At 66.1% G+C, this 14,206-nt stretch carries 14 protein-coding genes; 4 read left to right on the top strand and 10 right to left on the bottom strand.

The window, feature by feature from the left end; all coding sequences use genetic code 11:
• Positions 1-4 precede the first annotated feature (4 nt).
• Together ACNQS7_RS30570 and ACNQS7_RS30565 are read right to left on the bottom strand one after the other, a co-directional pair.
• Positions 5-1,378, bottom strand: coding sequence for a metallopeptidase TldD-related protein (locus tag ACNQS7_RS30570; RefSeq protein ID WP_418015492.1), 1,374 nt, complete (start codon positions 1,376-1,378; stop codon positions 5-7).
• Positions 1,375-2,892, bottom strand: coding sequence for a TldD/PmbA family protein (locus ACNQS7_RS30565; protein WP_418015491.1), 1,518 nt, complete (start codon positions 2,890-2,892; stop codon positions 1,375-1,377). Before ACNQS7_RS30565 ends, ACNQS7_RS30570 begins: the two co-directional genes overlap by 4 nt.
• Positions 2,893-2,925: 33 nt before the next feature.
• Between ACNQS7_RS30565 and ACNQS7_RS30560 the strand changes: the two genes are divergently transcribed.
• The 3 genes from ACNQS7_RS30560 (at position 2,926) to ACNQS7_RS30550 (ending at position 6,005) form a co-directional block, all read left to right on the top strand.
• Positions 2,926-3,798, top strand: coding sequence for a carbohydrate ABC transporter permease (locus ACNQS7_RS30560; protein ID WP_418015490.1), 873 nt, complete (start codon positions 2,926-2,928; stop codon positions 3,796-3,798).
• On the top strand, positions 3,785-4,606 hold the full coding sequence (locus tag ACNQS7_RS30555) for a carbohydrate ABC transporter permease (RefSeq protein ID WP_418015489.1): 822 nt from the start codon (positions 3,785-3,787) through the stop codon (positions 4,604-4,606). The genes ACNQS7_RS30560 and ACNQS7_RS30555 overlap by 14 nt, the downstream gene beginning before the upstream one ends.
• Before the next feature lie 82 nt (positions 4,607-4,688).
• The gene (locus ACNQS7_RS30550; RefSeq protein ID WP_418015488.1) at positions 4,689-6,005 is read left to right on the top strand and encodes an ABC transporter substrate-binding protein; all 1,317 of its coding nucleotides are present in this window, start codon (positions 4,689-4,691) and stop codon (positions 6,003-6,005) included.
• A gap of 298 nt (positions 6,006-6,303) precedes the next feature.
• Here the strand turns inward: ACNQS7_RS30550 and ACNQS7_RS30545 are convergent, their stop codons facing one another.
• The 8 genes from ACNQS7_RS30545 to ddaH form a co-directional block, all read right to left on the bottom strand.
• Positions 6,304-6,669: a DUF732 domain-containing protein gene (locus ACNQS7_RS30545; RefSeq protein ID WP_418015487.1), complete on the bottom strand. Its 366-nt coding sequence runs from the start codon at positions 6,667-6,669 to the stop codon at positions 6,304-6,306.
• A gap of 177 nt (positions 6,670-6,846) precedes the next feature.
• On the bottom strand, positions 6,847-7,485 hold the full coding sequence (locus ACNQS7_RS30540; protein ID WP_418015486.1) for a TetR/AcrR family transcriptional regulator: 639 nt from the start codon (positions 7,483-7,485) through the stop codon (positions 6,847-6,849).
• Positions 7,475-7,675, bottom strand: coding sequence for a rubredoxin (locus tag ACNQS7_RS30535; protein WP_418015485.1), 201 nt, complete (start codon positions 7,673-7,675; stop codon positions 7,475-7,477). The genes ACNQS7_RS30540 and ACNQS7_RS30535 overlap by 11 nt, the downstream gene beginning before the upstream one ends.
• Entirely contained in the window at positions 7,675-8,895 is a 1,221-nt protein-coding gene (locus ACNQS7_RS30530; protein ID WP_418015484.1) for an alkane 1-monooxygenase, read from the bottom strand. The genes ACNQS7_RS30535 and ACNQS7_RS30530 overlap by 1 nt, the downstream gene beginning before the upstream one ends.
• A 303-nt stretch (positions 8,896-9,198) precedes the next feature.
• The gene (locus ACNQS7_RS30525; protein WP_418015483.1) at positions 9,199-10,077 is read right to left on the bottom strand and encodes a universal stress protein; all 879 of its coding nucleotides are present in this window, start codon (positions 10,075-10,077) and stop codon (positions 9,199-9,201) included.
• A complete protein-coding gene (locus ACNQS7_RS30520; protein ID WP_418015482.1) occupies positions 10,074-11,519 on the bottom strand; it encodes an amino acid permease in 1,446 nt (481 codons plus the stop codon). Before ACNQS7_RS30520 ends, ACNQS7_RS30525 begins: the two co-directional genes overlap by 4 nt.
• Before the next feature lie 19 nt (positions 11,520-11,538).
• Positions 11,539-12,765, bottom strand: coding sequence for an ornithine--oxo-acid transaminase (gene rocD / locus ACNQS7_RS30515; RefSeq protein WP_418015481.1), 1,227 nt, complete (start codon positions 12,763-12,765; stop codon positions 11,539-11,541).
• Entirely contained in the window at positions 12,762-13,625 is an 864-nt protein-coding gene (gene ddaH, locus ACNQS7_RS30510; RefSeq protein WP_418015480.1) for a dimethylargininase, read from the bottom strand. The genes rocD and ddaH overlap by 4 nt, the downstream gene beginning before the upstream one ends.
• Before the next feature lie 125 nt (positions 13,626-13,750).
• Between ddaH and ACNQS7_RS30505 the strand changes: the two genes are divergently transcribed.
• Entirely contained in the window at positions 13,751-14,197 is a 447-nt protein-coding gene (locus tag ACNQS7_RS30505) for an Lrp/AsnC family transcriptional regulator (RefSeq protein WP_418015479.1), read from the top strand.
• Positions 14,198-14,206: the final 9 nt, after the last annotated feature.

Here is a 14,206-nt window from a genome sequence, read left to right as displayed (position 1 = left end):
TACGCTACTGCGCCTGACTCACCGAGGACATATGGAAGTCGGGTATCCGCAACGACGGCATTGCCGCCCGGGTCGCCCAGTCACCCCACTCGCGCGGCAGCGTCTTCTCGCTGACACCGGCCTCGGTCGCCCGCCTGAGGAGGTCCAACGGGCTCTCGTTGAACCGGAAGTTGTTGACCGCCCCGGTCACCTCGCCGTCCTCGATCAGGTACACGCCGTCACGCGTCAGCCCCGTCAGCAACAGGGTGGTCGGGTCAACCTCGCGGATGTACCACAACGTGGTCAGCAGCAGTCCCCGCTCGGTGGCGGCGATCATATCGGCGAGCTCGACCGTCCCGCCGGTCATGATGATGTTGTCGCAGGCGACGCCCACCGGGGCGTCGAACCGCGCGGCGGTGGCCCGCGGGTAGGCCAGCGCGTTGATCACGCCGTCGCGGATCCAGTCGACCTGGTTGATCTCCATGCCGTTGTCGAACACCGACATGGTCTCCGAGGAGTTGCTCACCGCGACGAAGGGCGTGCATGCCAGGCCCGGAGCCATCGGGTCGGAGAACAGGGTGAGCGGCAGACCCGTGAGCCGCTCCCCCACCCGCGTCCCACCGCCCGGCGCCGACAGCGCGGTGCGGCCCTCCTGGGCGGCGCGACCGGACATTTTCCAGGCCAGGTAGATCATCATGTCGGCGACCGTCGAGGGAGGCATGATCGTCTCGTAGCGGCCGGCCGGCAGTTCCACCGACCGCGACGACCACTCCAGGCGGGTCGAAAGATCCGAAAGCAGCGAATCAATCGGCACGTCAACGAAATCCGAGGTTCCGATCCCGGCCCAGGCGCTGGCTTCACCACGCTTGGCGTTGACCTCGATCGCCCCGCTCGGCTGGGTGTAACGCCGTCGCAGCCCGGTCGACGACGCCAGGAACGTCGTCGAGACGCTGTGGTGCGCATAGCCGTACAACCGGTCACTGCCCCGGAAACCCCGGCACAACGCACCGGTGATGCTACTGAACACCCCGGCACCGGTGCCGGGCACCGGTGCGTCCCAGTCGGCGGGCTCGCCGGAGTCGCCCAGCAGTGGCGCCGCGTCCCCGGCCTCCGGTGCGGAACGGGCCGCATCCTGCGATGAGGCCACCAACTGGGGCAGCACCGTCGGATCAGCCTCGCCGGTGACCACCGTGCCGACGTACGCGCTAGCACCTTGGCGAACAATGGAAATGACGGCGACGCTACGGGTGACCGCGACTCCGTTGGTGGTCATCGTGCTGTTCGCCCAGCGCAGCGACGCCTCGACCTTGTCAGTGACCAGCACCATGGTCTCATCGGCGCGCCCGATCTTGGCGGCCTCATCCAGGACGATGTTGACGACGTGCTGAGGTGTGATCATCGGCCGCCCTCGGTCCGGGTGTTGAGCACATTGATGCCGCGGAACAACGCCGACGGGCAGCCGTGGCTGACGGGCGCGATCTGACCGGGTTGGGCCTTACCGCAGTTGAGCGCACCACCCAGTCGCCACGTGGAGCGTCCACCGACCGCCTCCATCGCATTCCAGAAGTCGGTGGTGGTCGCCTGGTAGGCCACGTCGCGCAACTGCCCGTAGAGGCGGCCGTCGCGGATGCGGTAGAAACGCTGGCCGGTGAACTGAAAGTTGTAGCGCTGCATGTCAATCGACCACGATTTGTCGCCGACGATGTAGATGCCGTCGTCGATCCGGCTGATCAGATCCTCCGTGCTCAAATCCTCCGGTCCCGGCTGCAGCGACACGTTGGCCATCCGCTGGATCGGCACGTGGTGAGCCGAGTCGGCATAGGAACACCCGTTGGAGCGCGGTTCCCCCAGTCGCGGCGCGAACACCCGGTCGAGCTGGTAGCCGACGAACACCCCGTCGCGCACCAGATCCCAGCTTTGCGCGGCGACCCCTTCGTCGTCGTAACCGACGGTGGCCAAACCGTAGTCGACGGTACGGTCGGCAGCCACATTCATCAGCGGCGAGCCGTACTGCATGCTGCCCAGTTTGTCGGGAGTGGCGAACGACGTCCCGGCGTAGGCGGCCTCGTAGCCGATCGCGCGGTCGTATTCGGTTGCGTGGCCGATGGATTCGTGGATCGTCAACCACAGGTTGGTGGGGTCGATCACCAGGTCGGTCGGGCCCGGCACCACCGACGGCGCATGCACCTTCTCGTAGAGCAGGTCCGGTAGCTCCGCAAGCTCGGCGGACCAGTTATAGACGTCGTCGCCGGCCACCAGCTCCCAGCCCCGTGCGGCCGGCGGCGCCAGCGTGCGCATCGACTCGAAGTTGCCCGCTTTGGCATCGACGGTCACCGCCTCGAGTTGGGGTTGCAGCCGCACCCGTTGCTGAGTGATCGAGGATCCGAAGGTGTCGGCGTAGAAGGTCTGCTCCTTGGCGGCGTTCAGGGTGGCCGACACGTGATCGACGCCGTCGGCCTCCAGCAGCCGGCGCGAGTAATCCTCGAGCACGCTGATCTTCTCGGACGCCGGAACGCCGAACGGGTCGACCTGATAGTCCGAAGCCCACATCACGTCGGCATACACCGGCTCGGGTGCGAGCCTGACCTGTTCGGTGTTCAGCGCCGCCAGGATGGTGGCCACCTGCACGGCGTGCCGCGCGGTTCGGGCCGCCACATCCGGGGACAGCTCGGCATGGGAGGCAAAGCCCCACGTGCCCGCGACGATCACCCGCACCGCCAGCCCGATGTCGCGGGACAGGACGGCGGTCTCGAGTTCGCCGTCGCGCAGCTGGATGATCTCGGTGCTGATGCGGTGAATCCGCAGGTCCGCATAACTGGCCCCGGCCGCCCTCGCCGCGGACAACGCGGCGTCCGCCAACTGACGGCGCGGCAGGTCAAGGAAGTCGGCGTCGATTCCCCGGTTCGCTGTCACGGGTACACCGTAACGACCGGCTTTAATACATTCATGCCCGACGCGCCACGCCGCTCCACCGCGCTGGCCTATGCGCTGCTGGCGCCCAGTCTGTTCGGCGTCGTCGCGTTCCTGTTGTTGCCGATTCTGGTGGTGGTGTGGCTCAGCCTGTACCGCTGGGACCTGCTGGGACCGCTGCATTACGTCGGGTTCGCGAACTGGCGCTCGGTATTGCATGACGGCGACTTCGCGGACTCGCTGGCGGTCACCGCGATCTTCGTCGCGCTGGTGGTGCCGGCGCAGACGGCCCTGGGACTGCTGGCTGCCCTGCTACTGGCCCCGCGGCTTCCGGGCAGCGGACTGTTCCGGACGCTGTACGTGCTGCCGTGGATCTGCGCGCCGCTGGCGATCGCGGTGTTGTGGCGCTGGATTCTGGCCCCCACCGACGGTGCGGTCAGCACCCTGCTGGGACGCCGCATCGAGTGGCTGACCAACCCCGACCTGGCGCTGCCGATGGTGTCGGCGGTGGTCATCTGGACCAACGTCGGCTACGTGTCGCTGTCCTTTCTGGCCGGGCTGCTGGCCATCCCCGACGACGTCCACAACGCCGCGCGCACCGACGGGGCGGGCGTGTGGCAGCGGTTCTGGCGCATCACCCTGCCGATGCTGCGGCCGACCACGTTCTTCGTCCTGGTCACCGGGATCGTCAGCACCGCACAGGTTTTCGATACCGTCTACGCGCTGACCGGCGGCGGCCCCGAGGGCAGCACCGACCTGGTGGCCCACCAGATCTACGCCGAGGCTTTCGGCGCGGCGTCGATCGGCCGCGCCGCGGTGATGGCCGTCGTGCTGTTCGTGATCCTGGTCGGGGTCACATTCGTTCAGCACCTGTACTTCCGGAAGCGGATCAGCTATGACCTCGTCTAGGGCGTCGTTGGGCCTGATCTATGTCGGTCTAGTCGCCGGCGCGTTGATCACCCTGGCTCCCTTCGCGCTCGGATTGCTGACTTCGTTCACCTCCGAGCACCAGTTCGCCACCGGTTCGCCGCTGCAATGGCCGCGCCCGCCGACCCTGACCAACTACACCGACCTGATCGGTACCGGGTTCGGCCGCGCCGCGGCGGTGACCGCGCTGATGACCGCGGTGATCCTGCTGGGCCAGATGACGTTCTCGGTGCTGGCCGGTTACGCGTTCGCCCGCCTGCACTTTCCCGGGCGCAACGCCCTGTTCTGGGTCTATGTCGCGACGCTGATGGTGCCGGGCACGGTGACGGTGGTGCCCCTGTATCTGATGATGGCCCAGCTTGGTCTGCGGAACACGTTCTGGGCGTTGGTGATTCCGTTCATGTTCGGCTCGCCGTATGCGATCTTCCTGCTGCGCGAGCACTTTCGGCTCATCCCCGAGGACCTGATCAACGCCGCGCACCTCGACGGCGCCAACACCCTCGACGTGCTGGTGCACGTGATCCTGCCGTCCAGCAAGCCGGTGCTGGCCGCGTTGACCATGATCACGGTGGTCTCGCAGTGGAACAACTTCATGTGGCCGCTGGTGATCACCAGCGGCCGCAAGTGGCGGGTGCTGACGGTGGCCACCGCGGACCTGCAGTCCCGGTACAACTCGCAGTGGACGCTGGTGATGGCGGCCACGACGGTCGCTATCGTGCCACTGGTCGTGCTGTTCCTGGCGTTCCAGCGCCATATCGTGTCCTCGATTCTGGTTTCGGGGCTCAAGTGAACGGGGCTTGCCGCGTCGAGATTGCCGCCAGGGCTGCAAAGAACGCGACTTCACGACCTCCACGGCGATCTCGACGCCGACGATGAAACGCCCCCGCTTCTCGACGCTGTTCGCCGCCGCGCTCGCGCTGACGGCGGCGCTGCTGCTGACGACGGCGATGCTGATGGGCCGCTCCGAGGACAACGGCAAGATCGTGGTGACGGTGCGACTGTGGGCCGAACCCATCGCCCGGGTCTATCAGGAGTCGTTCCAGGCATTCACCCGCACGCACCCCAACATCGAGGTGCGCACCAACATGGTGGCGTTCTCGAACTACTTCGACACCCTGCGCACCGACGTGGCCGGCGGCAGCGCCGACGACATCTTCTGGGTATCCAACGCCTACCTCGACGCGTACGCGAACAGCGGCCGCCTGATCAGAATCGAGGGCCCCGACCAGGGCTGGGACCCGGCGGTCACCGAGCAGTTCACCCGCAACGGCATCCTGTGGGCGGTGCCCCAACTCACCGATGCCGGAATCGCGCTGTTCTACAACGCCGACCTGCTGGCGGCGGCCGGTGTCGATCCCGCCGTGTTGGACACCCTGCACTGGAGCCCCGGCAGCGACGACACACTGCGGCCACTGCTGGCCCGCCTGAGCGTCGACGTCGACGGACATCTAGCCGGCACAACAGGTTTCGAGCCGCGGCGGGTGCGCCAGTGGGGATACAACGCCGCCAACGACCCACAGGCCATCTACCTCAACTACATCGGCTCAGCCGGCGGAGTGTTCCAGCGCGACAACGAATTCGCCTTCGACAACCCCGAGGCGCTGCAAGCCTTCCAATACCTGGTCGGCCTGATCAACAGCGACCACGTCGCGCCGCCGGCCTCCGACACCAACGACAACGGGGACTTCTCCCGCAACCAGTTCCTGGCCGGCAAGATGGCACTCTTCCAGTCCGGGACCTACAGCCTGGCCGCCGTGGCGCGCGATGCCACCTTCCACTGGGGGGTGGCCATGATGCCGAGCGGGCCGAAGGGCCGCGTCAGCGTCACCAACGGCATTGCCGCGGCAGGCAATTCGGCATCGAAGCACCCCGACGCCGTCCGCCAGGTACTGGCCTGGATGGGCAGCAGCGCGGGCAACGCCTATCTGGGCCGCGAAGGCGCTGCCATCCCGGCGGTGCTCTCGGCCCAGCCCGGCTACTTCGCGTACTGGAAGGCCAAGGGCGTGGACGTCGGGCCGTTCTTCGCGGTCATACGCGGACCGCGGATCCCGGCGCCCGGTGGTGCCGGATTCGCCGCCGGCAATGAGGCCCTGCAACCCTATTTCGACGAAATGTTCCTGGGCCGAGGCGACATCGCTACCACGCTCCAGCGGGCCCAGGACGCTGCCAACGCCGCCGCCTCCCGCTAGGAACAGCCGCTGAAGATCCAGGACTCCGAGCAATAGAAGCTGTAACTGATCGACAACGCCGCAGCCCGACGAACCCTCGTCGGCCGCCGGCCATCGGGACCGCATCTGGGCGCGCGGCCGGTCCGGATTCCGCGAGCTGGGTCAGCCGATCCCACGTCACCGCGAACTATGGTGCTTACTTCTGGCTTTAGGGATCAACGTTCATCCCAGTCGCTCTAGTGCTCACCAGCCAGCTGCTCGACGATCAGCGTCCCGCGCTCACAAGTTAAAGCGCGTAAGCCACACCGATCGACTTCCTTTAGTCGCCCGCAACGTCAAAGTATTGCGGGCAATAGTTGGCCACCGCGATCCCCATCAATTGGTGAGCCGCCATGCCACTGAGGCCAGTGTTCTGGAGATTGCTGATGACCTTGCCGCGAATGGCGTCGTAGCTCATACTGCCTGACACCCCCGATTCCATCATCTGACAAACGCTCTTACCGAGCTTTATCGCCTGCTCCGGCGTTTGGTAAGGAACGTTCACCTGATCGAGGTCGGCGAGGTACTTGTCATCCGGACCTGTCGCGCTAGCGGTCCCGGCGCCGAGTGCGACCACAGATCCGACGATCATCGCCGTGGTGGCCGCGTTCCGGCAACGAGAAAATAGTGCGGCGAATGTTGTCATCTCACGTCTCCAAATCGGCATAGTCCACTTCCTCAGCTCCCCACCTTATTTGCTGACTGCCGCAAGGAAAACGGATTCAAAAGATTCGCGGTGCGACCCGCGAAACGTAGCGGGCTCGTATCACCTCCTTCAATCGCGCGATAATTCGAGGCCCGTCGCGGCGTGAATTGGCGTGGCCTAATCTCGTCGGATCGCGCTGAGAAACGGCGCCAATACCTGAGCAATGGTGGTCGCCGCGTCCTCCGCACCGACCGGCGCCAGTGCGAGAAAGCTCAGCGCGGCCCGGGCGATGGTCTGCCCGAGCACGTGGGCGTCGGCGGCAGCGGCCCCTATCCAGCTTCCCTGGAAAATCGCCGCCAGGTGTTCTCCGGCGTAATCGACGATGAACTGGCTCTCCACCGTGATCATTCGGAGCAGATCATTGGGCGCGTCCTCGGTTCGCAGTGCGCGCACCAGCGGATCGCCGTCGGCGCGGGCGAAGAACTCACCGAATGCCGATCGCAGGGTGCCGTAGCAGTCACCGCGGTGGGCTTCGACCGCGGCTTCCATGCCGGTGACGATGCTGTCGGTGAGCCGCAGGGCATAGCTGCGTGCCAGTCCGCGACGCGTCCCGAACTCGTTGTAGAGCGTGCCCCGGCTGATCCCCGCTTCCTTGGCGACGTCGGCCATCGTGATCGTCGACCACTTGCGTTCGACCAGCAGCCGATGCATCGCGTCGAGGACCCCCTCTCGCATCAGCGCAAAGGCGTTGTTCTGGTACGGGCTGCGGTTTCGCGGCGAACTCGGCTCCACCATCCAGCCGAGACTAGTGCGCATCTCGCTCGGCTCCTGTCTTCGAGCGGACACGCTTCGGATCGAAGTCGAACTTCTCGCGGACGCCACAGTCCGGGCAGGGCCAGCCGTCTTCGACGCTGTCCCAGCTGGTTCCGGGCGGATAGCCCTCTTGCGGTGCGCCGGTCGCTTCGTCGTACACGTAGTCACAGTTCGGACACTGGTAGGCGGCCATCACCGGGCTCCGTATCGAGCGATGATCTTGTCGCGTTTGCGCGGGTCGATGTTGATCCTGGTGATGTCGCCGTCATAGTGCTCGATAACCCGGTGGTCCATCAGCTTGCGCCAGAACGGCGGGAAATACGTCAGACCTACCAGCGATGCGTATCCGCTCGGCAGATTCGGCGCCCCGTCCATACTGCGCAGAGTCTGGTAGCGCCGCAACGGATTTGCGTGGTGGTCGCTGTGGCGCTGCAGGTGATAGAGGAAGACATTGGTCACGATGTGGTCTGAGTTCCAGCTATGCACGGGCGCGCAGCGCTCGTACCGCCCAGACGACGTCTTCTGCCGCAACAAACCGTAGTGCTCGAGGTAGTTCACCGATTCCAAGAGGGAGGCGCCGTAGGCCGCCTGAATGATCAGGAAGGGCAGCACCTGCCAGCCGAAGGCAACCGTCAGCACACCGAACAGCACGACGGACATGACCCACGCGTTGAGCACGTCGTTCTGGATGCTCCACGGCGACTTGCCGAGTCGCCCCATCCGCGTCTTCTCTAATTCCCACGCCGACTTCAGCGAACCGAAAACGCTGCGCGGCAGGAACATCCAGAAGCTTTCACCGAACCGTGCGCTGGCCGGATCCTCCGGGGTGGAGACCCGCACATGGTGGCCGCGGTTGTGTTCAATGTAGAAATGCCCGTAGAGGGTCTGCGCGAGCGTCACCTTGGACAACCAGCGCTCCAGATCCTCACGCTTGTGGCCCATTTCGTGAGCGGTGTTGATTCCGACCCCACCGATGACACCCATCGTCGCCATCACACCGATTTTGGAGATCAGTCCCAGGCCGCCGCTGATCCCCAGCCAGCTCAGGTCGTCGGCCGACCAGAGGTAGCAGGCGACGATCAGGCTGACCATCTGGAAGGGAATGAACGCGTAGGTGCAGTACCGGTAATACCTGTCGTTCTCCAGGTAAGCGATCACCTCGTCCGGCGGGTTCTGGTCGTCGGCGCCGAAGAACGTGTCCAGGATCGGCAGCAATACGTACAACAGGATCGGCCCGATCCACCACAGGACCGGTGTGGCAGCGGTCCACCCGAGCCTGCCGAACAGCCCGGCCACACCTACTGCCACCAGCAGGGACGTGGGCAGTATCAGGCCCAGCGGCCATAGGTAACGCTTGCGGTCACGCCATTGCGCGACACTCGCACCGGAACTCGTCTCTGCAGTGGTCGTCACTGCGAACCTCCTCAGCTCATCGTCAGGCCCCCGGTGACGTCGTCGTCTGAAATGAACATATCAGCTGATTTGTTCAACTCGTGCACCAATTTTCTGATCTGTTCAGAGCTGCGCGGCTTGGCGGTCCACATCGGGGCACGCATCGGAGCATTGGCCGGCTCTGGTGAGGTGCTCGCCAGCCGCACCGTGCGCGATCTGTCCGCGGGCTCGGGGCTCGTCTTCGAAAGCCCTGGCCCGCAACAGCTCAGGGGCCCGTCAGAAACTGTCGACGTGTATCGGCTCGGGACGCGTTAGCGCCCGGCACTAGCCGGGCAGCACTACAACCGGCACCGGGCTGTGCCGGATGATCTGGCCGCTGCGCACCCCGAGGAACACCCGGCGAATGTCACCGCCCGGCGACGTGCCCAGCATCAAAACCTCACCGTCGATCCAATCCGCTCGGTGCAGCGCCTCCAGCCAGCTGTGACCGGTAACCACGCGCAGCGCAACGGTTTCGCCGATGACGCCGTCACTCTTCAACGAATCCAATATGTTTCGTGCCTGTTCGGCCCACGCCTGCAGGATCGTGTCCTCTGCGTCCAGCCCTACGTCCGGCGGATACATCGTGCGTCCGCGCACGGCGAAGGTCATCACCCGTAGCGGCACACCCATCCGCTCGGCGTATGCGGCGCTGCGGCGCACCACGTCGACTGACTGCGCGATCCCCGAGTACGCGCACGTGAGCCGGGTCAGTTTGCCGGTGCGCGAATGGTATCCCGGTGAGCTGATCACCACCGGAACCGGAGAGGAGTGCAACAGCGAATCCGCGGTACTACCGACCACCATGTGCACGCGCCCACTGCTGGGCAACGACCCGAGCACCAGGATCTCGGCTCCGACTTCCTCGACCACTTCGGCCAAACCGCTCGGCACCGACCGATGCGCGCGGTGACAGTAGTTGACCTCCAAATCCCCGGCCAACGACGCGAGGTAATTGCGGGCTTCATCAGCCGAGTTCTCCGCCAGATGCGCGGCCCAGTACTCGTATTCGGCGTCGACGCGCGCCAACGACGGTGCGGGCCAGGCTTTGGGCACGATGGTCGCCACTGTCAGCGAGGTGTGCAGTGTGCGGGCGATGCCGGCGGCCAGGTACAGGCCGGACAGCCCCACCTTGTCGGCGCGGTACCCGACGACGACGGTCACGGCGGATTCTCGTTCAGGGCGCTGTGATGCCGGCCCCACACGAAGTAGTAGGTCAGCGCCACCGCGATCCAGCCGCTGAACGCCAGCCAGGTGTACCAATGCAAGCTGGCCAGGATGTACCCGCAGGCCAGCACCGAAAGCGCCGGTGTGACAGGGTAACCGGGCACCCGAAAGCCGCGCGGCAGGTCGGGTTCGCGCACCCGCAGGATGACGACACCGACGGACACCACGATGAACGCCGTCAGGGTGCCGATGGACACCATGTCCGCCAGCTTGTCCAGCGGTACGAACGCGGCCAGCAGGCCCGCGGCAACCGCGACGATCACGGTGTTGTTGACCGGGGTCATGGTGGTCGGGTTGACCGTTGCGAATCGGGTGGGCAACAACCCGTCACGGCCCATCGCGAACAGGATGCGCGTCTGGCCGTACATGGTGACCAGGGTGACGGTGAAGATCGAGATCACCGCCCCCGCGGCCAGCACAGTGCCGGCCCACCGGCTGTGGGTGACGTTGTCGAGGATGGTCGCCAGTCCCGCGTTCTCCTGGGAGCCGAAGGCCTGCCACGGCTGCGTGCCGAGCGCGGACAGCGCGACGAGCAGGTAGACCCCGGTGACGACCACCAACGCCGAGACAAGCGCGCGGGGCATGGTCTTCTGCGGGTCCTTCACCTCGTCTCCGGCGGTCGAGACGGCGTCCAGGCCGATGTAGGAGAAGAAGATGGTTCCGGCCGCCGTGCCAATGCCCGCGACACCGAACGGCGCGAAGTCTTTGAGGTGGTCGTCGTCGAAGGCGGTGAAGGCGATCACGGCGAACATGCCCAGGACACCGAGCTTGATCAGCACCATGATGGTGTTGACCTTGGCCGATTCACTGGCGCCACGGATCAGCAGCAGCGCGCACATGACGATCAAGATGACCGCCGGCAGGTTCACCCACCCGTGGGAGACACCCGGTGGCGTCTTGTCCCACGGCGCCGCCGACAACGCGTGCGGCAGTTCGGCTCCGAACAGGTTGTGCAGCAACTTGTTGAGGTAACCGCTCCACCCGACGGCCACCGCGGCGGTGGCCACGCCGTACTCCAACAACAGGCACGCGGCCACCACCATCGCCACCGCCTCACCCAGCGTGGTGTAGGCGTACGAGTACGACGAACCCGAAACCGGCACGGCCGAGGCCAATTCGGCGTAGCAGATGGCGGCCAGCCCGGCCGCGATGCCGGCCACCAGGAACGACACCAGCACGCCGGGCCCAGCCTCGGGCACCGCCTGGGAGAGCACGAAGAAGATCCCGGTGCCGACCGTAGAGCCGACCCCGAACAGCGTCAGCTGGAAGGTGCCGAAACTGCGCTTGAGTTCGGGAGCGGCTCCTTGAGCGACGGGTGCGCCACCAACCGGGCGGCGACGCAGCATCTGGTCCTTGAGGCTGATCGAAGTGGCCGGCAACTGCGCTCCCCTCGCTGTGTCAGCTCAGTATGGCCTCTCGCAGCACATCGGCGAAGTGTTCCACCACCCATTCGATCTCGGCGGCGGTGATCACCAGCGGCGGCGCGAACCGCAGTGTCCAGTCGTGAGTGTCCTTCACCAGTACGCCGCGGTCGGCCAGCCGCAGGCTGATCTGCTTCCCGGTGCCCAGTTCCGGGTCGATGTCGACGCCGGCCCATAAGCCGAATCCGCGTACCGCGGTCACCCCGTGGCCGATCAGCGCACCCAACCCCTCGTGCAGGTGCGCACCCAGCTCGGCCGAACGGGCCTGAAACTCCCCGCGTGCCAGCATGCCCACCACGGTGGTGCCGATCGCGGCCGCCAGCGGGTTGCCGCCGAACGTCGAGCCGTGTTCGCCCGGATTCAGCACGCCCAGCACGTCCCGGTCGGCGACCACGGCCGACAGCGGAACCACGCCTCCGCCCAGCGCCTTGCCGAGGAGGTAGACGTCGGGCACCACCCCCCACCGGTCGCAGGCGAACGTGTAGCCGGTGCGCGCCAGCCCCGACTGGATTTCGTCGGCGATCAGGAGCACGTTGTGTTCACTGCACAACGCACGCACCGCGGGCAGGTAGTCGTCCGGGGGCACGATGATGCCCGCCTCGCCCTGGATCGGCTCCAGCAGCACCGCGACGGTGTGCTCATCGATCGCCCGGGCCAGCGCTGCCGCGTCACCGAAGGGCACCGAGCGGAATCCCGGCGTGAACGGGCCGAACCCGCCCCGTGCCACCGGATCCGAGGAAAAGCTGACGATGCTGATCGTGCGCCCGTGAAAGTTGTTGTCCGCCACGATGATGTTGGCCTGGCCCGCCGGGACGCCCTTGATCTCGGCGCCCCACTTGCGGGCCACCTTGAGACCGCTTTCCACGGCCTCGGCGCCCGAGTTCATCGGCAACACCATGTCCTTGCCGCAGAGGTCGGCCAGCGCCGCACAAAAGGGGCCGAGGCGGTCGGAATGGAAGGCGCGGCTCACCAGCGTGACGGTGTCGAGCTGGGCGTGCGCCGTCGCGATGATCTCGGGGTGGCGGTGACCGAAGTTGACCGCGGAGTAGGCCGCCAGGCAGTCCAGGTAGCGGCGGCCGTCCACATCGGTGATCCAGGCCCCCTCAGCACTGGACGCCACCACCGGCAGCGGTGAATAGTTATGGGCTGCATGCCTTTCCACCAGGGTGATGGACGCGTCGGTCAGCTCAGCCAATACCGTCATGAGTGCACCTCCAATGTGCAGCACTTCACCGAACCACCACCTTTGAGCAGTTCGGACAGGTCGACCCCGATCGGCTCGAAGCCGGCGGTACGCAGCTGGTGCGCGAAACCAGTTGCCGCAGCGGGCAGTACCACGTGGCGGCCGTCGGAGACGGCGTTGAGCCCGAACAGGTAGGCATCGGCGGTGCCGACGACGATCGCGTCGGCGAACAACGCCCGCAACTGGGTCTGGGCCGATTCGCTGAACGCCGGCGGGTAGTACGCGATCGTGCGCTCGTCCAGGACGGCCAGCGCGGTATCCAGGTGGTAGAAACGCGGATCGACCAGCTCGAGCGACACCACCGGCATCCGCAGCGCCGCCGCGATCTCGGCGTGCGCCCGCTGGTCGGTGCGGAACCCGTAGCCCGCCAGCACCATGTCGCCGATGAGCAGCAGATCGCCCTGACCCTCGTTGACGTGGCGGGTGGATACCGGCCGGTACCCGACAGAGGACATCCAACTCGCGTACGCCCGGGATTCCTCGGCGCGCTCGGCGAAGCGGAACCTGGCGACGACGGCGATGTCCTGAGCGATGAAGCCGCCGTTGGCCGCGTACACCATGTCCGGCAGGCCCGCCACCGGCTCGACCACGTCCACCCGGTGGCCGAGCCGGATGTAGGTCTGGCGCAGACGCTCCCACTGCACGCTCGCGCGGCCGAGGTCGACCGCCGCCGTGGGATCCATCCACGGATTGATGGCGTACTCGACGGCGAAGAAGGCCGGCGGTGTCATCACGTAGTGGCGGGCGGTCGGTGTCCGTTGGGCCGGTTTGGCGTGCCGCAACCCGGGCACAAGCCGAGCGTCAACATAGTTGTCCGTCATAAATATCAACGCTATTGGCCGGTTCTTGCGCAAGCAAACGATGTGTATTGCGCATTTACCATTGATATGTTGCGCTAGGCTCTCCACAGCGGCGATTTGTTGCGTGGAACCGATGGAGGTGCCTCTTGGACCGCCTGGACGACATGGACGAGCGCATCCTGGTCGAACTCGCCGAGCATGCCCGGGCCACGTTCGCGGAGATCGGTCAGAAGGTGAATCTGTCCGCGCCGGCGGTGAAGCGCCGGGTGGACCGCATGCTCGACAGCGGGGTGATCCGGGGCTTCACCGCCGTCGTCGACCACAATGCGCTCGGCTGGAATACCGAGGCGTACGTGCAGGTGTTCTGCCACGGCCGGATTGCGCCGGAAAAGTTGCGGGAAGCGTGGGTGGACATTCCCGAGGTGGTCAGCGCGGCCACCGTGACCGGTACCTCGGACGCGATCCTGCACGTGCTTGCCCGTGACATGCGGCATCTGGAGGCCGCGCTGGAACGCATCCGCTCCAGCGCCGACATCGAGCGCAGCGAGAGCATCGTGGTCCTGTCCAACCTGATCGACCGGATGCGGCCGTAACCGGGCCGC

The organism is Mycobacterium sp. 23 (genome assembly GCF_048287075.1).
GTDB classification, from domain to species: Bacteria; Actinomycetota; Actinomycetes; order Mycobacteriales; family Mycobacteriaceae; genus Mycobacterium; species Mycobacterium gordonae_B.
The sequence above is the reverse complement of the archived record's forward strand: the minus strand, read 5'-3'. Positions and strand labels throughout refer to the sequence as shown.